This window comes from Palleronia aestuarii (assembly GCF_003253995.1).
GTDB lineage: Bacteria > Pseudomonadota > Alphaproteobacteria > Rhodobacterales > Rhodobacteraceae > Palleronia > Palleronia aestuarii.
This window is the reverse complement of the sequence record NZ_QKZL01000008.1, coordinates 121,474-141,253: the sequence shown is the minus strand read 5'-3', so window position 1 is coordinate 141,253 and position 19,780 is coordinate 121,474. Positions and strand designations below refer to the sequence as shown.

Below are 19,780 nucleotides of genomic sequence, written 5' to 3'. Positions count from 1 at the left end.
ACGTCAGGTCTCGCCTTCGTTGACGAGGCCGTACTCCGCGAGCTCCTCTGCGACGAGCACGTAGATCTCGTCCGGAGGTGTCATCAGCGCAGGCTGCATCAGGCGCAGGTCGATCTCCATTTCTTCTAGATAGGCCATCACGAGGCCCTGTCCGCGCTGTATGTCCTCGACCGCCATGAAGGCGGGCAGGACGCTGTTCTCTCCGAAATAATGCTGATGGACGCCGATCGTCGCGCCCTCGTCGGCGTGTCGCGTGACGCCGCCCGCGAGCAGATAGGGGCACGCGGAGAGGCAGACATCGCCCATCGCGACGATTGTGGTGACGTTCTCCTCGCGGAAGAAGCGGCCGAGCGCGATGGCGTCCGTCACCGATCCGCCAGGGCTTTGCAGGAGGATGGAAGGCCGTTCCTCCACGGCGAGACGGGGGGCGAGCTCCTCGGCGATCCGTTCCCCGTCGCCCGGTGCGATCGTGCCGGTGAGCCTCAACGCGGGCACGCCGTCGCGCTCGACTTCCGTCACGACGAGGCGCGGAGGCAAGTCGCCCGTGGGCGGAAACGGCTGGCCGGGAGAGGCGGGCGGCGGATCGCCCGGGCGGTAGCGGCGGGTCTGGTCGCCGGGTCGGACCGGCTCTTCCAGCGCGGGCGCCCGCGGGCGGGACGCAAATCCCTGCCAGCCCGCGGAAATGTCGCCGAGGACGAGAAGGGTGCCGATACCGATCTGCAGGACGAGGATCGCAATGATCGCCCCGCGCGGTCCGTTCCTCATTCGGCGCGGCCGCGCAGCGGCGTCGGAGCGGGCATGGCGGGCGGCGTCTCCGGCGGCAATCTCGATCCCTCGACCTCTTTTAGCGCCAGCATCGCGGCGCGGAGCTCGGCGACGGTCATGTGGTCCTCGATCGCGACGCGGTCCCGGCTCGACCTGATCGCGCCATGCGTGACCATGAGGATCAGAACGAGCACCGCGGGCAGCAGGTCGATGGCGATCGCCCCCGCCCAGGAGGGAACGAAATTGCCCGCGTAGCGGATGACCGCGTCGGCCGACGAAATGGGCGTGTACGTTGTCTCCGCCGGAGGCTCCATCTCCTCGACGGCGAGCGCGGCACTGCGCAGCGTCTCCGCCCGCTGACCGAGGACGGTCAGCACCGAATCGATCGTCGCCTGCTGTCCGGCGCGCGTCTCGGCGCTCCCCGCGTCGAGCGTGGGCAAGACGACGGAGGCCGCGAGATCCTGCGCCGCGCGCACGACGAGGGGGGCCACGGAAAGCTGGCGAAGCTGGCTGATGATGCCCGCGAGGCGAACTGCCGCCTCGCTGAACTCGACGGAGCGGGCCTCCACCGGGCCGGGCTCCACGGTCAGCGCGCGCATCCGGCTGAGTATCGCGTTGCCCTCGGCGAAGGCGGCGGCCACGGCCGGGTCCTGCGCCGCGATCTGCGCCTCGAGCGCGGTCAGTTCTTCCGATTTCTGCCGGAGCACGCGGAAGACGGCGCCGCGCCCGGCGAAACCGGAGAGGTTGCCCGTTGCCTCCTGCTCGCTCAGGTCCTCGAAGCTTTGGCGAACACGGGCGACATCGCGCTCCAGGCCCTGCCCGGAGATGGCGATCTCGTGCGAACGCTCGAGCGCGCCTTGGTAATCCTGCACGGTCCGGGCGAGATGCTGTTCCACGGCCGCAGCTCCTGCGAGCGCCGCGGCGTTCAGCCACGACGACATGGCGATGATCGCGAGCGAGCCCAGCACCATCGTGCCCATGAGCCCGAGCCGCGACGTGGCGCTGCGCATCGCGGGTAGAAGCCGCATGAGGTAGGACCAGAACACGAAGATACCGACACTCACCGCGATCGAATATGCGAGCGCCGCGAAGACGCTGAGCGCACCGTTATCGTCGAGCAGGGAGGAGACACCGAGATAGGTATAGATGCCCGAGGCGCAGGCGAGCACGCCGAGGGCCGCACCGGTAAAACTGTCGAGCCATCCGATATGCCCCTCGAGTTCGCGGACATGGCGGGGATCGGGGGCGCGGTCGTCATCGCTCATCAACTCATCCTCGGGATGTGGGCGCGACTATACTGGCGACGGCATGTCCCGGGCGCAAATCACGTGACGATTACGAGCGGCGAAAGCGGCAAGTTTATCGGCGGGACCACCGCAACCGTAAGGGTGCGTAATTCCCGAGGACCTGTTTACACAGGTGGGCGCCAGGTAGTCGAACCACGGTCCGGCCAGAGCCAGCTCCCTCGGAATTGATTAAGGCCACCGGAATTTGACCCCGGCACGGGAAGGGCAGAACCCGCCTTGAGGCATAGATAGGCGGGCCGCGTGATTCCGGCAAGGGCGCCGTGACTTGAATTCCGTTTCCATTTTGTTCACATTCGCCGCCATGAACGATGCCTCATCCGCCGCAATCCAGAAACCCGGCCAGATCCTCGCCCGAGGCGTCTGTCGGCACCTCGTCGGCCACGGCTTCGTCACGGTGGAGGAACTGGTTCCCACGCCGGGGCTCCGCGTCGACGTGATGGCGCTTGGGCCGAAGGGAGAGATCTGGATCGTCGAGTGCAAGTCGAGCCGGGCGGATTTCACGTCCGATGCGAAATGGGGCGGATATCTCGAATGGTGTGACCGTTTCCTCTGGGCGGTGGACGAGAATTTCCCGACCGAGCTTCTGCCCGACGAAACCGGCCTCATCATCGCCGACGGCTACGATGCGGAGATTCTCAGGCTCGGGGATGAAACGCGCCTTGCCCCGGCGCGGCGAAAGGCGATGTTGCGTACCTTCGCGGTCCACGCGGCCCGGAGATTGCAGCTCCTGCGTGATCCGGGCCTCGCGCTCGCCGCGCCGGGGTCCTGATCGCCGCTATTTCCGGGGACGCTTCGTCTGCCGTGCGGCCATCGCGGCGGCCCGGATTTCCTCCGCAATCTCGTCGGCTTCGTCGGGATCGAAGTCGAGCGGCAGGTCGATTCCGTCGCCCTCGAGATAAAGTCGCACCATGCCGGAATCGGTGGGTCCGATCCGCAGGTTGGCCGCCGTGTCGCTTGGATCGTTGATGCCCATCTCGTCTCTCCTCGATGTCGCGGAGGGCCTAGCGCGGGCCGGTGCGGGGCGCAAGCGCACGGCCGAAGCGGCCTTGCATTCGCGTGATTGCTTAGGTAAACGCCTTGCGAGTGCCGCCTTAGCTCAGTTGGTTAGAGCGCCTGATTGTGGATCAGGAGGTCCCCCGTTCAAGCCGGGGAGGTGGTACCATCCCCTCTCATTCGATGGCGATGCGCTGCCTGATCGTCTCGCCGTCGGGCGCGTAGATGAGGATTTCGTCCGCATCGGTCACGACCGCGATCCAGTCCGTGCCACGGGTCACCGCGCGCGCCGTCGCGCCGTCGGGCAACGTGATCGCAGCGGGCAGCGGGGCCTGCGGGTTGGGAAATCGGGTCGCGAAGAGGAACACGAGCACGACGAAGCCCGCGAGCAAGGTTGCGGTGAGCGCGATCACCAGCCATTTCAGGAACTGAAGCCCCGGGTCGCGGGGCGGGGGAAGATCGCTCATGCAGCCCGTCCGGATTCGTGTCGTCATCGGGGCCGCTCCGCCCTCGCGTCTTGATAAGGCGCTCGCCCGCGACGTGCCAGCGGAAGCGCATCTGAGCCGCTCGCGCATCGCGAAGCTGATCGAGGCCGGGGCCGTCTCGCGCGCGGGCGAGGTGCTGACCTCGGCGAAGTCCGCCGTCGCGGAAGGCGATGCGATCGACCTCGCCATTCCTACGGAGGCCGAAAGCCATATCGGTCCGGAGGACATCCCGCTTCATGTCGTGCACGAGGATGCCGATCTCGTCGTCGTGGAGAAGCCGGCGGGCATGGTCGTTCACCCCGCACCCGGAAGCCCCCGTGGCACGCTCGTCAACGCGCTCCTCCATCATTGCGGCGATGCGCTCTCGGGTGTGGGCGGGGTCAGGCGCCCGGGCATCGTTCATCGCATCGACAAGGAGACGAGTGGCCTCCTCGTCGTCGCCAAGACCGACCGTGCGCATCACGGGCTGGCCGGACAATTCGCGGCGCATGACGTCCATCGCCGCTATCTCGCGATCTGTCACGGCGCTCCGTCCCAGGGCGATCCCCGGCTCATGGGGCTGCCCGGCATCTCCCGCGGGTCCGGCGGCACGATCCGCATCTCGACCCATCTCGCGCGCCATCCGACGGATCGCCAGCGACAGGCGGTGACGACGACGGGGGGGCGTCACGCGGTCACCCATCTTGCGGTCCGGGAGACCTTCGGCGCCGCCGCGCTGCTGTCCTGCCGGTTGGAGACGGGACGGACGCACCAGATACGCGTCCATATGCGCTATGCGGGCCATCCCCTGATCGGCGATCCGGTCTATGGCGGCCAGCGGAAGGCGGGCCGGGGCACCCTCGGCGATGCGCTCGCCGCGCAGATCGAGGCGTTCGGCCGGCAAGCCCTGCACGCCGCGGAGCTCGGGTTCCGCCATCCGGCCAACGGCGCGGAAATGCGGTTCGAAAGCCCCCTGCCGCCCGATCTTGCCGAGCTTTTGTCCGCTCTGCGCGGGCGGGCATCCTGACTCACGCGGTGTTCACGGGCATATGTTAACCGGAACGCAACCTTTCGCACACCTTCTCGTTGGATCGTTCGATGACTTGAACTGAACAGATCGGTTCACTAAATCTGACTGAGACAGGCCTTTGGCAAAACCTTTGGCGAGAACGGAGTGTCATGATGGCGACTTACGCTAACCTGCCTGCACCCTCACCGGAACAGGGTCTGAACCGGTATCTGCAGGAGATCCGCCGGTTCCCGATGCTGGAGCCGGAAGAGGAATACATGCTTGGCAAGCGGTGGGTCGAGGATCAGGACACTGAGGCGGCGCACAAGATGGTGACGTCTCATCTTCGCCTCGCGGCGAAGATCGCCATGGGCTATCGCGGTTACGGCCTGCCGCAGGCGGAGGTGATCTCCGAGGCGAATGTCGGCCTGATGCAGGCCGTCAAGCGGTTCGACCCGGAGAAGGGGTTCCGCCTTGCGACCTACGCAATGTGGTGGATCCGGGCATCGATCCAGGAATACATCCTGCGGTCTTGGAGCCTCGTGAAGCTCGGGACGACCTCGGCTCAGAAGAAGCTCTTCTTCAACCTGCGCAAGGCGAAGAACCGGATCGGCGCCCTCGAGGATGGCGACATGCGGCCGGAGAACGTCCAGCGGATCGCGACGGATCTCGGCGTGACCGAGGAGGAAGTCATCTCGATGAACCGCCGCATGACCGGCGGCGACGCCTCGCTCAATGCGACGATCAGCGCCGACGGCGAAGGTACGGCGCAGTGGCAGGACTGGCTCGAGGACGAAGACGCGAACCAGGCTTCCGACTACGAGGAGCGCGACGAACTGCAATCCCGACGGGCCCTGCTTGCCGAGGCGATGAGTGTCCTCAACGATCGGGAGAAGGACATTCTCACGCAGCGTCGGCTTCAGGATCAGCCGGTGACGCTGGAAGAGTTGTCGGGGCAGTACGATGTCAGCCGCGAGCGGATTCGCCAGATCGAGGTGCGCGCCTTCGAGAAGCTGCAGAAGCAGATGACGAACCTCGCACGGGAAAAGGGCATGGTGGCGACCGCCTGATCTGTGGCCAATCGGCGCCGCAAGGACTAGGCTTCCCCCGATTGTCGAGGGGGAAACCATGTCAGAACCGATCCGTTGGGGCATTCTCGGAGCATCGAGTTTCGCCGAACGCTCTCTCGCGCCTGCTTTGCACCTGTCACGAGGCTCTGTCTTTTCGGCCCTCGCGACGCGGGATGTAGCGAAGGCGGCGCCATTTCAGGCCATCAACGGCGACCTGGCTGTCCATGACAGCTACGAGGCGCTTCTCGCCTCGCCGGATGTCGATGCGATCTACGTCCCTCTGCCCAACAGCCTGCACGTCGAATGGACGATCCGCGCGCTCGAGGCGGGCAAGCACGTGCTGTGCGAAAAGCCGATCGCGATGGAGGAGGCAGAGTTTGATCGCATGATCGCCGCGCGCGACGCGGCGGGAAAGCTTGCCGCCGAAGGCTTCATGATCGTCCATCACCCGCAATGGCAGAAGGCCCGCGACCTGCTCGAAGAGGGGATTCTGGGCGAACTCGCCCACGTGGAAGTCGTTTTCAGCTTCAACAACGCCGCGGACACGTCGAACATCCGCAACCTCGCGAACATGGGCGGGGGTGGATTGCGCGATATCGGCGTCTATGCCTTCGGATCGGTCCGGTTCGCGACCGGGGCGGAGCCGGACGTCCTTTCCGCACGGCTCGAGATGGAGCAGGATTTCGATGTTTTTGCCGATGTTTCCGCCAGGTTTCCGGGCTTCAACTATCACGCCATCGTTTCGACCCGCCTTGCCAAGCGCCAATCGGTCGTGTTCCACGGACGCGATGGGGTGATGACGCTGACCACGCCCTTCAACGCCGGCACGTTCGACCAGGCGGAGATCCATCTTGAGACGCGACAGAACGAGGTGACGGTCCTGCGCTATCCCGGCGTGAACCAGTACGTCCTGCAGGTGGAGGCGTTCTGCCGCAGCGCGCGCGAAGGCACCCCCTACGCCTGGACGCTCGAGGATGCGCGCGGCACGCAGCGAATGATCGACATGGCCCTCGCGGACGGCTGAATTTCACGGGCCCGCGAGGGGCCGTGGCGGGCGCTATTCCATCGTCTCGAGTTCGTCGATCATCCCCTCGATCATCGACAACCCCTTGTCCCAGAACGCCGGGTCGGACGCGTCGAGGCCGAACGGCTTCAGAAGCTCCGAATGGTGCTTCGAGCCGCCCGCCCGCAGCATCTCGAAATACTTCGCCTGAAAGTCCGGTGTCCCGTCCTCGTAGGCCGCGTAAAGCGCATTCACCAGCCCGTCGCCAAACGCATAGGCGTAGACGTAGAAGGGCGAGTGGACGAAATGCGGGATATAGGCCCAGTAGACCTGATAATCGTCCATGAAGTCGAACGCGGGCCCGAGGCTCTCGCCCTGCACCGACATCCAGAGCGCGTTGATCGCGTCGGGCGTCATCTCGCCGTCCTTGCGCGCGGCGTGGAGCTTGCACTCGAAATCGTAGAAGGCGATCTGCCGCACGACGGTGTTGATCATGTCCTCCACCTTGCCGGCGAGGAGGACCTTGCGCTGCGCGGGATCGCTGGCCTGCGCGAGAAGCTTGCGGAAGGTGAGCATCTCCCCGAAGACGCTGGCCGTCTCGGCGAGCGTGAGCGGCGTGGAGGAGAGCAGTTCGCCCTGATCTGCCGCGAGGCGCTGGTGCACGCCGTGGCCGAGCTCGTGGGCAAGCGTCATCACATCGCGCGGTTTGCCGAGGTAATTCAGCATCACGTAGGGATGGACGTCCGTGACCGTCGGATGCGCGAAGGCGCCGGGAGACTTGCCGGGCCTCACGGCCGCATCGATCCAGCCCGAGCCGAAGAAGGGACGCGCGAGCTCGGCCAGATCGGGAGAGAAGTCCGCATAGGCGTCAAGCACCGTGGCCTTCGCCCGGTCCCAGTCCACGAGCGCGGGATCCTCCATCGGCAGCGGAGCGTTGCGGTCCCAGACCTGCATCCGGTCGAGGCCCAGCCACTTGCGCTTCAGCTCATAGTAGCGATGCGAGAGCCGCGGATAGGCTCCGACCACGGCATTCCGAAGCGCCTCGACCACCTCGGGCTCGACGTGGTTGGCAAGGTGCCGCCCGGTCTGGGGCGTCGGCATCTTCCGCCAGCGATCCTCGACCTCCTTCGATTTCGCGAGCGTGTTGTGGACGCGGGCGAAGGTACGGAGATTGGCGGAGAAGACCCGTCCGAGCTCCCGTGCCGCCGCTTCGCGCTTGTCGCGGTCGGGGTCGGTAAGGAAGTTCAGCGTGGGCTCGATCCCCATCACCTCGCCCTGTACCTCGAATTCGAGCCCCGCGATGGTTTCGTCGAAGAGCTTGTTCCAGGCCGTGTCGCCCACCACCGACTGGTCGTGCAAGAACTGCTCCATTTCGTCGCTGAGCTGATAGGGACGCATCGCGCGCATCCGCTCGAAGATGGGGGTGTAACGGGCCAGATCCGCGTCGGCGTCGAGGAGCCCCTGGAGATGGCTTTCCTCGAGGCGATTGATCTCCAGCGAGAAGAAGACGAGCGCCGTGGTGAACGTGGTGATCTTGTCTTCGCAGTCGGACAGGAACGCCACGCGGTCGCTGTCGGTCGTCTGCTGGTAATAGCTCAAGCCCGCGAAGGACATGATACGCCCTGCCTTGGCGTTGATGGCCTCGTAGCGGTGAATGCAGTCGAGCATCCCCCTCGCATCGAGATCGCCCAGCTTGCCCTTGTAATCTTTCTCGAAATCCTGACAGGCCCTCTTCAGCCAATCCATGTCGGCGGCGAGTTCCGGCGCGTCGCGGCCGGTGTAGAGATCGCTCAGGTCCCATTCCGGCAAGGCGCCCAGGTCCTTTCCTCCGGCCGGGGGATTGGCGTCGAAGACGGGGCGGGGCATCGCGGTCATGGGGCGGTCCTTCCGTTGATCCGGTAACGTACGGTCGAGATAGGCAGGCAAGCGGGAAGCGCCAAGGGCGGCGCTCAGAAGCCGTAGAGCGAAGCGGGATTGTCGACAAGGATGCGCTGCCGCGTCCCCGCATCGGTGACCGCGCGGAAGAAGGCGTCGAGCAGGCGACCGGCATCGGGCATTGCCGCACCGCCCAGCCGCACGTGCGGCCAGTCCGACGCCCAGAGGGAGCGCTCCGGATTGGCCTCGGCGAGGGCGGCCACGAACGGATCGGCCTCGTCCCAGTCGCCGCCGGAAAAGCGGAAAAGGCCCGAGAGCTTCACGTATGCGGCGCCCTCACCCACCAGCCGGCGGAGCGTGTCGAACCCGGCCGCATCGATACCGGCGGCTATGTCGGGCAGGCCGCAATGGTCGATCACCACGGGAACCGGCAGATTGACCAGACCGTCGGAGATCGCGTCGAGATCGTTCGACGCGCGGAGCTGAATCTGGAGATGCATGTCGCGGTTGGCGAGGCGCGGGGCGAGGCGCTGTGCCCCCTCCCATGAAAGTCCGCCGACATCGACGAGGTTGAGCCTGACGCCCTTGATCCGGCTCCGGGCGAGCCGGTCGAGCACGTCGTCACCGGCATCGTCCGGGACGAGGGCGATGCCACGCGCCTCCTTTCCGAGCCGTTCGAGCGCGGCGACGGTGATGGCGTTGTCCATGCCGTAGAACGTCGATTGCACGACGACGCAGCGGTCGATCCCCAACGTGTCGAGATGGGTCCGGAGAAGGTCGATCCAGCCGTCGAAACCGTGTTCCACGAACGGGTTCTCCGTCCGGTCGTCGGAGAGGGCGAAATCGTGACGGCCGCCGAGCACGTGCAGGTGCGTGTCGCAACTGCCGGGCGGCGGCAGGGTGGACGGCACCTTGGGCCTCTCGGCGGGCGCCTGGCCATCGGGGAGTTCGGACAGCGTGTCGTAGTCGCGATCCGGTGTGGCGTCGGGCAGGTCCTTGTCGTCATCCATAGGCGGACAGCATCTCCTTGAGGTCGTCGAGCGTATTGGCCTCGCCGGGCGGTTTGTCGTGACGCCAGCGGGCCATGCGCGGAAACCGCAGGGCGACGCCGGACTTGTGCCGGGGGCTTTCCTGTATCCCCTCAAACGCGATCTCGAAGACATGTTCCGGCCGGACCTGCCGGACCGGGCCGTAGCGTTCGAGCGTGTTCTTTCGGACCCAGGCGGTGATCTGGCGAAATTCCTTGTCCGTCAGCCCACTATAGGCCTTCGTGAAGGGAACGAGGGCGTCGCCGTCGCGCACCGCGAAGGTGAAATCGGTGAAGAGGTTGGCGCGGCGGCCGTGGCCCTGCTGCGCATAGATCATCACCGCGTCGATGGTCAGTGGATCGACCTTCCACTTCCACCAATCGCCGCGCTTGCGGCCGTCGCGGTAGGGGGAATCCTTCCGTTTCAGCATGATGCCTTCGGAGGCGTACTCCCGGCTGTCCTCGCGGATCGCGGCGAGCGCGTCCCAGTCGGCAAAATCGAGTAGGGGAGAGAGGCGCAGGGGCATTTCGGGCGGGACGGTATTGGCCAGACTTTCCAGAAGCTTGCGGCGCTCGGCGAAGGGGCGGGCGCGGATGTCTTCGCCCTGCCATTCGAGGAGGTCGTAGGCGTAGAGGATGACGGGCGCCTCCGTCAGCAGCTTCTTCGGGACGGTCTTCCGGCCCAGGCGTTTTTGCAAGGCGTTGAAGGGCATGGGGAAATCATCGGCCCAGGCCAAGACCTCGCCGTCCATGACGGTGCCGGGGGGGACGTGGTCGCGGAGTTGCGCGAGTTCGGGGAAGCGGTCGGTCATCAGGTCTTCGCCCCGTGACCAGAGGAAATGCTCCCCACCGCGCAGGACGAGCTGGCCCCGGATGCCGTCCCACTTGCGTTCCGCGGCCCAGTCGAAGGGCGGCGCGTCGAGTGAGGATGGGCCGTCATCCAGTTGATAAGCCAAGTAAAACGGGTAGGGGCGGGAGAGGTCGGTCGTCGGGTCGTGGGCGACGATGAGGCTCTGGAAGCTGACCTTTTCCGGGGTCCAGTCTCCCATGAGGCGGTGGGCGAGGTCCGGCTCATCGATCCCGGTTGCGCGGGAGAGGGCGCGGGTCATGAGTTTCTGGGAGACGCCCATCCGGAAGCCGCCGGTGATCAACTTGTTGAAAACGAAGCGTTCCGTGCGGTCGAGCTGGTTCCAGGCCGACAGAATGCGGGCCTTTCGGGCGGGTTCGTCGAGGGTGGCGAGGGTCTTCACCTCGGCGATCCAGTGGCTCAGCGAATGATCGGATTCCGCCTCCGGGTCGGGCAGGATGAGGGCGATCGTTTCCGCGAGGTCGCCGACGATGGGATAGGATTCCTCGAAGAGCCACAAGGGGATAGCGGCGCGCTCCGCCGCCCATTCGCGCAGGAGGCCGGTGGTGATCGTGCGTTTCGGACGGCGGCCGGAGAGAAGCGCGATGGTCCAGACGCGGTCGTCCTCGGGGGCTTCGGTGAAATATTCCGCGAGCGCATCGACCTTGGGATTGGTCTTCGTGGTCTGGTCGAGCCGGGTGAAGAGGGCGGCGAACCGCTTCACCTGCGTACACCGGGCGTACACGGGGCGTACACGGGCCGTGCAGCAGTCGTACACGACGCGTCCCGCACCCGTCGCGACATCGTACACGGGCCGTACACGGGACGTCCCGACATCGTCGCGACATCGTACACCGAACGTGCAGCAGGTGTATGCACGTCCTGCATCAGGCTGCGCGCGCCGCGCCGCAATTCGCGCAACGCCCCGACACGTCTCATGCGACGGTCTCGTGGTAGGGCGGCACGAAGGTCTGGCGCTCGATCGGCGGACGCTCGTGGGCTTCGGGCGCGGGACGCGGACCGAGGACGAGCGGCGGCGGCGTGAGATCCTCGTAAGGCACGAGCGAGAGAAGATGCGCGATGCAGTCGAGGCGCGCGTGCTTCTTTACGTCGCTCTCCACCACGTACCAGGGCGCGATGGCGCTGTCCGTGCGGGCGAACATGGCATCCTTGGCGCGCGAATATTCGTTCCAGCGTGCGCGGCTCTCGAGATCCATGGGCGAGAGCTTCCAGCGGGTCACGGGATTGGCGAGGCGTTTCTGGAAGCGCTTCTCCTGCTCGGTATCGGAGACGGAGAACCAGTATTTCACGAGCTGGATGCCGGACTTGATCAGCATCTCCTCGAAGAGCGGCGCGGCGCGCAGGAATTCCTCGTATTCGGCGTCGGTGCAGAACCCCATCACCCGCTCCACGCCCGCGCGATTGTACCAGGAGCGGTCGAGGATCACGATCTCGCCTGCCGCCGGAAGATGCGCGACGTAGCGCTGGAAGTACCATTGCGTCTTCTCCCGCTCCGTCGGCGCGGGCAGGGCCACGACGGAACAGATGCGCGGGTTCATCGGCTCCGTGATGCGCTTGATCGTGCCGCCCTTGCCCGCGGCGTCGCGGCCCTCGAATATCACGACCATCCGGTGGCCCTTGATGCGCACCCATTCCTGCATCGTCACGAGCTCCGTCTGAAGCCGTGCGAGTGCCGCTTCGTAGGCCGCGTCGGAGATCTTCTTTTTCTTTGTCATGACGTCTCTCCCTGCTGTTCCGCGTCGTCGGCGGTATCGAGACTTTCGCCTTCCCAGGCGGTCTCGACAATGGCGGCGTCGTAGCCCTGGCTCTCGAGCCAGCGGCGGAAGATCTGCGTGTAGCCGTGGGTGACGAAGACGCGCTCCGCGCCGGTCTCGGCGATCGCGGCGTTGAGCCCGTCCCAATCGGCGTGATCGGACATGACGAATCCCCGGTCGGCCGCGCGCCGCCGCCGCACGCCCCTGAGCGCCATCCAGCCGCTGGCAAAGCCCGTCGAGGCGGCCCCGAATCGCCGCGCCCAAGGGGTGCCGAGCGCCGACGGCGTGGCGAGGACGAGAGCGCCCGGATGATCCTTGGGGTTCATCTCCGGCGTCACGCGGATCGTGTCGGGCAGGTTCAGACCCTGCGCGCGGAGAACCTCGTTGGTGTTTTCCACCGCGCCGTGGGTCAGGATCGGACCGATGGAGGCGTCCACGTTGGCGAGAATGCGCTGCGCCTTGCCGAGCGCGTAGGCGCCGAGGATCGTGGTGCGTCCCGCTTGGCTGTTCGCCCGCCACCAGGCGTCGATCTCCGCCGTCACCTCCGCCTGCGCGCGCCACTTGAAGACCGGCAGTCCGAAGGTCGATTCGGTGATGAAAGCGTGGCAGGCAACCGGCTCGAAAGGCTCGGAAAAACCGTCGGGCGCTACCTTGTAATCGCCGGAGACGACCCAGACCTCGCCGCCCCGCTCAATACGGATCTGCGCCGAGCCCGGCACGTGGCCCGCGGGGTGGAAGGACACGTCGACCCCGCCGATCCGGCGGCGCTCTCCGTAGCGGATCGTCTCGAGCGCGATGTCGCCCAGGCGGTGGCGCATGACGGGGGCCGCGGCCTCGGTCGCGAGATAGCGCGCCATGCCGTCACGGGCGTGATCGGCATGGCCATGGGTGATGAGCGCGCGGTCCACGGGGCGCCACGGGTCGATGTGGAAATCGCCCTCCGGGCAGTGGATGCCCCGATCCGTGAAGGTCAGCAGCGGCTCGGCCATGAGGCCGATCCTAGCGCGGCAGGGCGCCGCGGCCAGATCAGGCGTATTCGCGGACGCGTTCCGATCCGAGGGCGGCCATCATCGCGACGAGTTCGTCGAGAGCGGCGGGTGAGCCGTCGCGCGAAAGATGCGCCATGCGCTCGAGAAAGCCGATGCGGCCGCCCGGATGCCTGTCGATGAGGCCGAAGCCCATCGTCCAGTCGCCGCAGGCCCGTTTCTCCACCATCCGGTCGAGGAGGACGCGGATATCGGCATGGCGCGTATCGCCCGAGATGATGTCTAGCACGGGATCGATATGCTCCGGCGATCCCTCGAGGATCTGGATGAAGGTCGATCCGGTGAAGACGAGGATCCCGGTCAGGCCGAGCTCGGGATTGTTGCGGCGCGAGCAGCGCAGGATCTCGGGGATGTCGCGATCGAAGCGGTTCGACATCGCCCGGCTGGTATAGAGGATCTGTCTCGGCATGAGGGCCTCCCGGATGGAACTGTCCAACGATGCCAGATTGGCGTTCCCGTCCGGTTAACGCCTCCGCGCGGCGCGGCCCTCGCCACTTCCGTGCCAGACTTCTCCCCTGCTGCGGTTGCAGAGCGGATCTCCCGCGGGATAGGGTGCGCCAAGCCAGGAAGGGGATGCCCGCGACGATGTCCGAGACATATTTCAACGAGATGTTCGAGGGAGGCGGCGTTCGTCCGCCCTATCAGGGCCTCGAGGCCTGGGCCCGCGACATGCCGGTCGACCTGAGGGGAATGAAGCAGCACGAGGCCGAGCAGCTCTTCCGCCGCATCGGCATCACCTTCGCGGTCTACGGCGAGGGCGGCTCTCCCGACCGGCTCATCCCGTTCGACATGTTTCCGCGGGTCTTCGCCGCGCAGGAATGGGCCCGGCTCGAGCGCGGGATCAAGCAGCGCGCGATGGCACTCAACGCGTTCCTCGCCGACGTCTACAATCGCGGCGAGATCGTGCGCGCGGGACGGATCCCCGCCCATCTGGTCTATCAGAACGACGCCTATGAGGTCGCGGTCTGCGGCTTCACGCCGCCGGGCGGCGTCTTCTCCCACATCGTCGGCATCGACCTTGTGCGGACGGGGCCCGACCAGTTCTACGTGCTCGAGGACAATTGCCGCACGCCGTCGGGCGTCTCCTACATGCTCGAGAACCGCGAGATCATGATGCGGATGTTCCCGCAGCTCTTCCGCGAGAACCGCATCGCGCCGGTGGAGACCTATCCGGGGCTTCTGAAGCGCACGCTCGGCTCCGTCGCGCCCAAGAAATGCGAGGGGGAGCCGCGCGTGGTGATCCTGACGCCGGGGCATTTCAATTCGGCCTATTACGAGCATTCCTTCCTCGCCGACATGATGGGGGTGGAGCTCGTGGAGGGTCAGGATCTCTTCGTCGAGGGCGATTTCGTCTGGATGAAGACGACCGAGGGGCCGAAGCGGGTGGACGTGATCTACCGCCGGCTCGACGACCCGTTCATCGACCCGATCTGCTTCCGCCCCGATTCGATGCTGGGGATCGCGGGGCTGATGAACGTCTACCGCTCGGGCGGTGTCTCGATCGCCTCGGCGCCGGGCGCGGGCGTGGCCGACGACAAGGCGATCTACACCTACGTGCCGGACATGGTGCGGTTCTATCTGGGCGAGGAGCCGATCCTCGAGAACGTGCCGACCTGGCAATGCGCCAAGCCCGACGAGTGCAAGTACGTGCTCGAGAACCTCGCGGAGCTGGTCGTCAAGGAGGTGCATGGCTCGGGCGGCTACGGGATGCTGGTGGGTCCGCGCGCGACCAAGGGCGAGGTCGAACTCTTCGCCGCGAAGATCCGCGAGGCGCCCGAGAACTACATCGCGCAGCCGACGCTCGCGCTCTCGACCTGCCCGACCTTCGTGGAGGAGGGGGTGGCGCCGCGGCACGTGGATCTCAGGCCCTACTGCCTCGTCGGACGGGACGTGAACCTCGTGCCGGGCGGGCTCACGCGGGTGGCGCTCAAGGAGGGCTCGCTCGTGGTCAATTCCTCCCAAGGGGGCGGCGTGAAGGATACGTGGGTGATGGCGCAATGAGGGGCGAAATCGGGATGAACGCCGTCCCGGGCTCGACCCGGGACCTCGCGGGGCAAAGTGGCGCGGTCGCGGCGGTGTGCGGGACGACAGGAGGCGAGCGATGCTGAGCCGGACGGCGGAGAACCTCTACTGGACCGCGCGCTACATCGAGCGGGCGGAGACGAATGCACGGCTGCTCGAGGTGGGCGCGCGCAACGCGCTCCTGCCCGACACGTCGGGCGGCAACCGCAACGAATGGGAATCGGTGCTGCTGGCCTCGGGCACGAAGAGCGCCTTCGACGCCAAGTACGGCGACGCCGTCGAGCGCAACGTCGAGACGCATCTCTTCTTCGACCGCGACAATCCCTCCTCGGTCGCTTCCTGCCTCTCGGCCGCGCGGGAGAACGGGCGGATCGTCCGCACGGCGCTCACCACGCAGGTCTGGGAAGCGCTCAACTCTGCCTTCGCGGAAGTGGGCGACATCGCGCGGCAGGAACGCTCGAGCCTCTCGACGACCGACCTGATCGAGTGGACGCTCAAGACCACGGCGCTCATACGCGGCGCGGGGCTCGCTACGCAGCTCCGCAACGACGGCTACGATTTCACCAATATCGGCCATTTCCTCGAACGCGCCGACAGCACGGCGCGCCTGCTCGACGTCAAGTACTTCGTGCTGCTGCCCGATGTGGGCTTCGTCGGCTCGGGGCTCGACAATTACCAGTGGCGCACGATCCTTAGGGCGATGAATGCGAGCCGGGCCTTCAACTGGGTCTATGGCGGCGACGTCACCGCGTCGAAGATCGTCGATTTCCTGGTGCTGAACCGGCAGGCCCCGCGCTCGCTCGTCTCCTCGGCGGACGGCGCGCTCCATCACATCGAGCGTCTCGCCCGTGCCTATGGCCGCGAGACGGAGGCGCAGACGAAGGCCCGCGCGCTCGTCGCCCGGCTCGACCGGATCGGTACGGAGGAGATCTTCGACATCGGTCTGCACCAGTTCCTGCGCAGCGTCATCGGCGAGGTCTCCGATCTGGGTCTTGCCGTCCACGCCACCTATCTCAGCGGAGAATCGCGATGAGACTGACGGTCACGCACCGCACGCGATACCGGTTCGACCAGCCGATGGCGCGGCTCGTCCAGAGCCTCAGGCTCTGGCCCACCGATTTCGAGGGGCAGACCGTCCGGCGCTGGAGCGTCGATGTCGAGGGTCATCCGGCCGAGCGCGGCGCGGCCTTCCGCGACGGCGCCGGCGACTGGGTGGAGACGGTGGCGATGCGCCATGTCAGCGACGTCACCATCGCGGTCGAGGGCGAGGTCGAGACCGTCGACCTGACCGGGTTCGTGAAGGGGCTTCGCGAGAAGGTGCCGCCCATCGCCTATCTCCGCCCGTCGCCGATGACGCGGCTGAACGAGGGGCTGCGGGCGCTGTCGGCGGAGGCCGTCGGAGAGCTTTCCGATCCGCTCGACCGGGCCCATGCGCTCGCCCGCGCGGTCGGACGGGCGATCCCCTACACGCCCGGCTCCACGGAAAGCGATACGACCGCCGCGCAGGCGCTCGAGCAGGGTCGCGGCGTCTGCCAAGACCAGGCCCATGCGCTCATCGCCATCGCGCGGGCGGCCGACATGCCGGGACGCTACGTCGTGGGCTACCTCCATTCCTCGTCGGACGGCCAGGCACACCAGGCCAGCCATGCCTGGGCCGAGCTCTGGGTCGAGGGCCTGGGCTGGGTCGGGTTCGACGCGGCCAATGCCTGCTGCCCCGACGAACGCTACGTGCGGATCGGGTCGGGGCTCGACTCGATCGGCGCGGCGCCGATCCGGGGCCTTGCCCGGGGCGCGGGCGAGGAGACGCTGTCGGTCGATGTGAGCGTGATCGAGGGCGCGGGCCAGCAGCAATAGGGCTCCGCGACGGCAAGTTGGTCTGCCCTTGCGCCCCGGTCGGCGCCTCCCTAGCGTCGGCCGCGGGACGGAGATGGAGATCCAATGACCTATTGCGTGGGACTTCTGCTCGATGCCGGGATGGTTCTGCTCTCCGACACGCGCACCAATGCCGGGATCGACAACATCTCGACCTACCGCAAGATGTTCCTCTTCGAGGAGCCGGGGGAACGGGTGATCGCGATCCTCACCGCAGGCTCGCTCAGCTCCACGCAGACCACGATCGCGCGGCTCGAGGAGGATATCGAGCATCCCGACAGCGAATCGATCATGTCCGCGCCGACGATGCTGCAGGTCGCGGAGATGGTCGGCACGGTGCTCGCGGAGGTGACGCGCTCGATCTCGGGCAAGCTCGGCGACAAGGCCGCGAGCGCGCGGGCCTCGATGATCGTCGCGGGGCAACGGCAGGGCGGCGCGGCGCGGATGTTCCTCGTCTATCCCGAAGGCAATTACATCGAGGCCACGCGCGATACCCCGTTCCTGCAGATCGGCGAGCACAAGTACGGCAAGCCGATCCTCGACCGGGTGGTGACGCCCGAGACGAGCCTCGGCGACGGGCAGAAGGCCGCGCTCCTGTCGATGGATTCGACGCTGCGCTCCAATCTCAGCGTGGGGATGCCGCTCGATCTCGCGGTGATCGAGGCGGGCACGCAGCGCGTCTCGCGCCAGCGGCGGATCGAGGCCGAGGACGAGGTCTTCCAGGCGATGAGCGTTGCCTGGTCGAAGGCGCTCCGCGACGCCTTCGTCGAGATCGAGATCTAGACCGCGGGTAGGTAGGCCTCGAAATGCGCGGTCAGCGCGTCGAAGGCGCGGCGGCGCCTGTCGGGCGTCTCGAAGAGCGTCTCGTGCCGCCCGCCCTCGATCCGCAGCAACTCGCCCCCCGTCCAGCGCGCCATGCGCCGCTCGATCCGGTCGAGATCGACGATCTTCTCGTCGGTGCCGAAGAAGGTGAGGCAGGGAAGGTCCGGCGAGGGGATGCGGTCGAGCGCCCGCGTCTCCGACAGCGCCTCGTGCAGCCAGCGCAGCGACGGGCCACCGAGCGCGAGGTCGGGATGCAGTTCCGTCTGGCGCGCGAGCCAGGCCAGCTGATCGGGATCGTCGGTCAGCAGGTTCTCCGCGAACGGCACGGTGTTGGGATAGGAGCCGCGCGACGTGCCGGGCGCGTAGCGGTGGCCGAGCCCAATGCGCCGCGCTGACCAGCTCAGCGTCCAGGCGAGCGGGCGTAGCGTGGCCGAGAGCGAGATACCCCACATCGGCGAGGAGAAGGCGCAGGCCGCGACATCGAGCCCTGCGTGGAGCGCGCGCAGCCCGATCGCGCCGCCCATCGAATGGCCGAGGAGAAAATAGGGTCGCGGCAGGTCAAGCTCGGACGCGGCCGCGAGAAGCGCGTCCACGTCCATCTGGTAATCGCTGAAGGCCATCACGTGCCCGCCGAGACGGTCATCCAGCAGCCGGTCCGACAGGCCCTGTCCGCGCCAGTCGATGGCGATCGTGGCGAGGCCCGCGCGCGCGAGGATATCGGCGGCGGGCCCGTACTTCTCCACGTATTCGGTACGGCCGGGGAAGAGGAGGATCGTGCCGCGCGCGGTCTCGGGCCGCCAGTGGGCGATCCTGAGCCGCAGCCCGTCGGGCGCGCGACACCAATGCGCGACGCCGTCGGGCGGACCGCCCGCGACATCCTCGAAGAGCGGGGCGGCTTCCAAGATTTAAAGGATGGTCGCGAGTTTCATCGCCTGGCCCATGTCCCCGTCGACCTTGAGGCGACCGGTCATGAAGGCGGCGGTGGGGTTCAGCTCCCCGTCGAGGATCTCCTTGAACGTGTCCGCGTTCGCGGTGAGCGTCACGTCCGTTTCCGTATCGGCGGGCCGGGCGCCGGCCTCGTCCATCACGATCGCGCCCTCGCCGTCGATCACGAACTTGGCCGACCCGTCGAACCCGCTCGGGCCCAACTTGGCGTTGAGCTCCTTCACGGCCTCGTCGATCACTGCGCTCATATGGTCGTCTCCTCGATTTGTGACATCCGGCGGGATGCATCCTGCACCGAACGCGTTAAGGTCGGGTTCGTATATGGAGGTGAACGTGGCGATACTCAAACCTCTCGTGGCAGCTGCGACACTGATCCTCGCGGCGCCCGCCATCGCCCAGGATGCGCGGGGCATGGACGATCTCTTCACCGCGCTCGGCACGGCGGAAGGCGCCGACGCGGACCGGATCGTCGAGAAGATCGTGGCCGAATGGTCGAAATCGGGCTCGCCCGCCATGGATATGCTGCTCCAAAGGGGGCGCGACGCGCTCGAGGCGGGCGATACCGACCGGGCGATCGAGCATTTCGGTGCGCTCGTCGATCATGCGCCCGACTTCGCCGAAGGCTACAACGCGCGTGCGACGGCGTTCTTCGCGGACGGGGAGTACGGGCTGGCGATCGACGACATCCGCCACACGCTGGATCTGAACCCGCGACATTTCGGCGCGATGACGGGTCTCGCCGTGATCCTGGGCCAGATCGAGCGGCCCGGACAGGCGCTCGAGGTCTGGCGGAAGGTGCTGGAGCTCTACCCCGACAGTCCGCAGGCCGCCGCGATCCTCCCCACGCTCGAGGCGGAGGTGGAGGGCAGCACGCTCTGAGGGGCCGCGGCGTTTCGGCATCACCCCGCGCAGGCCGGCCGATTTCCGTTCCGGCGGGG

21 protein-coding genes and 1 tRNA gene are annotated in these 19,780 nt (G+C 66.8%); 10 read left to right on the top strand and 12 right to left on the bottom strand.

Annotated features, from left to right (window positions below; genetic code table 11):
* Nucleotides 1–3 precede the first annotated feature (3 nt).
* Both LX81_RS11515 and LX81_RS11510 read right to left on the bottom strand, forming a co-directional pair.
* Nucleotides 4–765 carry a COG3904 family protein gene (locus LX81_RS11515; RefSeq protein ID WP_111537463.1) on the bottom strand — a complete coding sequence of 254 codons (762 nt, stop codon included), beginning with the start codon at nt 763–765 and terminating at the stop codon, nt 4–6.
* The gene (locus LX81_RS11510) at nt 762–2,030 is read right to left on the bottom strand and encodes a hypothetical protein (RefSeq protein ID WP_111537462.1); all 1,269 of its coding nucleotides are present in this window, start codon (nt 2,028–2,030) and stop codon (nt 762–764) included. Before LX81_RS11510 ends, LX81_RS11515 begins: the two co-directional genes overlap by 4 nt.
* A gap of 343 nt (nt 2,031–2,373) precedes the next feature.
* Between LX81_RS11510 and LX81_RS11505 the strand changes: the two genes are divergently transcribed.
* On the top strand, nt 2,374–2,841 hold the full coding sequence (locus LX81_RS11505; RefSeq protein WP_111537488.1) for an MmcB family DNA repair protein: 468 nt from the start codon (nt 2,374–2,376) through the stop codon (nt 2,839–2,841).
* A 6-nt stretch (nt 2,842–2,847) separates the two neighbouring features.
* Here the strand turns inward: LX81_RS11505 and LX81_RS11500 are convergent, their stop codons facing one another.
* On the bottom strand, nt 2,848–3,045 hold the full coding sequence (locus tag LX81_RS11500) for a DUF6324 family protein (RefSeq protein ID WP_111537461.1): 198 nt from the start codon (nt 3,043–3,045) through the stop codon (nt 2,848–2,850).
* A 112-nt stretch (nt 3,046–3,157) separates the two neighbouring features.
* Between LX81_RS11500 and LX81_RS11495 the strand changes: the two genes are divergently transcribed.
* Nucleotides 3,158–3,234, top strand: a tRNA-His gene (locus tag LX81_RS11495).
* Nucleotides 3,235–3,241: 7 nt separating this feature from the next.
* Here the strand turns inward: LX81_RS11495 and LX81_RS11490 are convergent.
* On the bottom strand, nt 3,242–3,532 hold the full coding sequence (locus LX81_RS11490; protein ID WP_111537460.1) for a DUF6476 family protein: 291 nt from the start codon (nt 3,530–3,532) through the stop codon (nt 3,242–3,244).
* On the opposite strand from LX81_RS11490, the gene LX81_RS11485 reads away from it, so the two are divergent.
* The 3 genes from LX81_RS11485 (at nt 3,531) to LX81_RS11475 (ending at nt 6,632) form a co-directional block, all read left to right on the top strand.
* A complete protein-coding gene (locus LX81_RS11485; RefSeq protein WP_111537459.1) occupies nt 3,531–4,556 on the top strand; it encodes a pseudouridine synthase in 1,026 nt (341 codons plus the stop codon). The genes LX81_RS11490 and LX81_RS11485 overlap by 2 nt on opposite strands.
* Nucleotides 4,557–4,711: 155 nt before the next feature.
* Nucleotides 4,712–5,608 (top strand): RNA polymerase sigma factor RpoH, encoded by an 897-nt coding sequence (rpoH, locus tag LX81_RS11480; protein ID WP_111537487.1) that lies wholly within the window; start codon nt 4,712–4,714, stop codon nt 5,606–5,608.
* Between the two features lie 58 nt (nt 5,609–5,666).
* Nucleotides 5,667–6,632 (top strand): Gfo/Idh/MocA family protein, encoded by a 966-nt coding sequence (locus LX81_RS11475; protein WP_111537458.1) that lies wholly within the window; start codon nt 5,667–5,669, stop codon nt 6,630–6,632.
* A gap of 33 nt (nt 6,633–6,665) precedes the next feature.
* Here LX81_RS11475 and LX81_RS11470 read toward each other — a convergent pair whose 3' ends face one another.
* The 6 genes from LX81_RS11470 to LX81_RS11445 form a co-directional block, all read right to left on the bottom strand.
* Complete coding sequence (locus LX81_RS11470) at nt 6,666–8,486, bottom strand: M3 family oligoendopeptidase (protein ID WP_111537457.1); 1,821 nt, start codon at nt 8,484–8,486, stop codon at nt 6,666–6,668.
* 74 nt (nt 8,487–8,560) lie between these two features.
* The gene (locus tag LX81_RS11465) at nt 8,561–9,496 is read right to left on the bottom strand and encodes an amidohydrolase family protein (protein WP_111537456.1); all 936 of its coding nucleotides are present in this window, start codon (nt 9,494–9,496) and stop codon (nt 8,561–8,563) included.
* Nucleotides 9,489–11,084 (bottom strand): ATP-dependent DNA ligase, encoded by a 1,596-nt coding sequence (locus tag LX81_RS11460; RefSeq protein ID WP_111537486.1) that lies wholly within the window; start codon nt 11,082–11,084, stop codon nt 9,489–9,491. The genes LX81_RS11465 and LX81_RS11460 overlap by 8 nt, the downstream gene beginning before the upstream one ends.
* A gap of 211 nt (nt 11,085–11,295) precedes the next feature.
* The gene (gene ppk2, locus LX81_RS11455; RefSeq protein ID WP_111537455.1) at nt 11,296–12,096 is read right to left on the bottom strand and encodes a polyphosphate kinase 2; all 801 of its coding nucleotides are present in this window, start codon (nt 12,094–12,096) and stop codon (nt 11,296–11,298) included.
* Complete coding sequence (locus LX81_RS11450) at nt 12,093–13,124, bottom strand: ligase-associated DNA damage response exonuclease (RefSeq protein WP_111537454.1); 1,032 nt, start codon at nt 13,122–13,124, stop codon at nt 12,093–12,095. The genes ppk2 and LX81_RS11450 overlap by 4 nt, the downstream gene beginning before the upstream one ends.
* Before the next feature lie 37 nt (nt 13,125–13,161).
* Nucleotides 13,162–13,590 (bottom strand): BLUF domain-containing protein, encoded by a 429-nt coding sequence (locus LX81_RS11445; RefSeq protein WP_111537453.1) that lies wholly within the window; start codon nt 13,588–13,590, stop codon nt 13,162–13,164.
* Between the two features lie 176 nt (nt 13,591–13,766).
* Here LX81_RS11445 and LX81_RS11440 point away from each other — a divergent pair, with 176 nt between their 5' ends.
* From LX81_RS11440 to LX81_RS11425, 4 genes are all read left to right on the top strand, one after another.
* On the top strand, nt 13,767–15,182 hold the full coding sequence (locus LX81_RS11440; protein ID WP_373280281.1) for a circularly permuted type 2 ATP-grasp protein: 1,416 nt from the start codon (nt 13,767–13,769) through the stop codon (nt 15,180–15,182).
* Between the two features lie 100 nt (nt 15,183–15,282).
* Nucleotides 15,283–16,236 (top strand): alpha-E domain-containing protein, encoded by a 954-nt coding sequence (locus LX81_RS11435; protein WP_111537451.1) that lies wholly within the window; start codon nt 15,283–15,285, stop codon nt 16,234–16,236.
* Nucleotides 16,233–17,057, top strand: coding sequence for a transglutaminase family protein (locus LX81_RS11430; protein ID WP_111537450.1), 825 nt, complete (start codon nt 16,233–16,235; stop codon nt 17,055–17,057). The genes LX81_RS11435 and LX81_RS11430 overlap by 4 nt, the downstream gene beginning before the upstream one ends.
* Nucleotides 17,058–17,141: 84 nt before the next feature.
* Nucleotides 17,142–17,858, top strand: coding sequence for a proteasome-type protease (locus tag LX81_RS11425; RefSeq protein WP_111537449.1), 717 nt, complete (start codon nt 17,142–17,144; stop codon nt 17,856–17,858).
* Here LX81_RS11425 and LX81_RS11420 read toward each other — a convergent pair.
* A complete protein-coding gene (locus LX81_RS11420) occupies nt 17,855–18,799 on the bottom strand; it encodes an alpha/beta fold hydrolase (RefSeq protein WP_111537448.1) in 945 nt (314 codons plus the stop codon). The two genes, LX81_RS11425 and LX81_RS11420, sit on opposite strands and share 4 nt — an antisense overlap.
* 3 nt (nt 18,800–18,802) lie before the next feature.
* Nucleotides 18,803–19,090, bottom strand: a complete 288-nt coding sequence (locus tag LX81_RS11415) for an SCP2 sterol-binding domain-containing protein (RefSeq protein ID WP_111537447.1) — start codon at nt 19,088–19,090, stop codon at nt 18,803–18,805.
* Nucleotides 19,091–19,175: 85 nt separating this feature from the next.
* On the opposite strand from LX81_RS11415, the gene LX81_RS11410 reads away from it, so the two are divergent.
* A complete protein-coding gene (locus LX81_RS11410; protein WP_234822584.1) occupies nt 19,176–19,721 on the top strand; it encodes a tetratricopeptide repeat protein in 546 nt (181 codons plus the stop codon).
* Nucleotides 19,722–19,780: the final 59 nt, after the last annotated feature.

Bases quoted from the DNA above. Each gene is read 5' to 3' on its own strand.
- LX81_RS11515 (WP_111537463.1), bottom strand. From the start codon at position 765: ATGAGGAACGGACCGCGCGGGGCGATCATTGCGATCCTCGTCCTGCAG.
- LX81_RS11510 (WP_111537462.1), bottom strand. From the start codon at position 2,030: ATGAGCGATGACGACCGCGCCCCCGATCCCCGCCATGTCCGCGAACTC.
- LX81_RS11505 (WP_111537488.1), top strand. From the start codon at position 2,374: ATGAACGATGCCTCATCCGCCGCAATCCAGAAACCCGGCCAGATCCTC.
- LX81_RS11500 (WP_111537461.1), bottom strand. From the start codon at position 3,045: ATGGGCATCAACGATCCAAGCGACACGGCGGCCAACCTGCGGATCGGA.
- LX81_RS11485 (WP_111537459.1), top strand. From the start codon at position 3,531: ATGCAGCCCGTCCGGATTCGTGTCGTCATCGGGGCCGCTCCGCCCTCG.
- LX81_RS11490 (WP_111537460.1), bottom strand. From the start codon at position 3,532: ATGAGCGATCTTCCCCCGCCCCGCGACCCGGGGCTTCAGTTCCTGAAA.
- rpoH (WP_111537487.1), top strand. From the start codon at position 4,712: ATGGCGACTTACGCTAACCTGCCTGCACCCTCACCGGAACAGGGTCTG.
- LX81_RS11475 (WP_111537458.1), top strand. From the start codon at position 5,667: ATGTCAGAACCGATCCGTTGGGGCATTCTCGGAGCATCGAGTTTCGCC.
- LX81_RS11470 (WP_111537457.1), bottom strand. From the start codon at position 8,486: ATGACCGCGATGCCCCGCCCCGTCTTCGACGCCAATCCCCCGGCCGGA.
- LX81_RS11465 (WP_111537456.1), bottom strand. From the start codon at position 9,496: ATGGATGACGACAAGGACCTGCCCGACGCCACACCGGATCGCGACTAC.
- ppk2 (WP_111537455.1), bottom strand. From the start codon at position 12,096: ATGACAAAGAAAAAGAAGATCTCCGACGCGGCCTACGAAGCGGCACTC.
- LX81_RS11450 (WP_111537454.1), bottom strand. From the start codon at position 13,124: ATGGCCGAGCCGCTGCTGACCTTCACGGATCGGGGCATCCACTGCCCG.
- LX81_RS11445 (WP_111537453.1), bottom strand. From the start codon at position 13,590: ATGCCGAGACAGATCCTCTATACCAGCCGGGCGATGTCGAACCGCTTC.
- LX81_RS11440 (WP_373280281.1), top strand. From the start codon at position 13,767: ATGTCCGAGACATATTTCAACGAGATGTTCGAGGGAGGCGGCGTTCGT.
- LX81_RS11435 (WP_111537451.1), top strand. From the start codon at position 15,283: ATGCTGAGCCGGACGGCGGAGAACCTCTACTGGACCGCGCGCTACATC.
- LX81_RS11430 (WP_111537450.1), top strand. From the start codon at position 16,233: ATGAGACTGACGGTCACGCACCGCACGCGATACCGGTTCGACCAGCCG.
- LX81_RS11425 (WP_111537449.1), top strand. From the start codon at position 17,142: ATGACCTATTGCGTGGGACTTCTGCTCGATGCCGGGATGGTTCTGCTC.
- LX81_RS11415 (WP_111537447.1), bottom strand. From the start codon at position 19,090: ATGAGCGCAGTGATCGACGAGGCCGTGAAGGAGCTCAACGCCAAGTTG.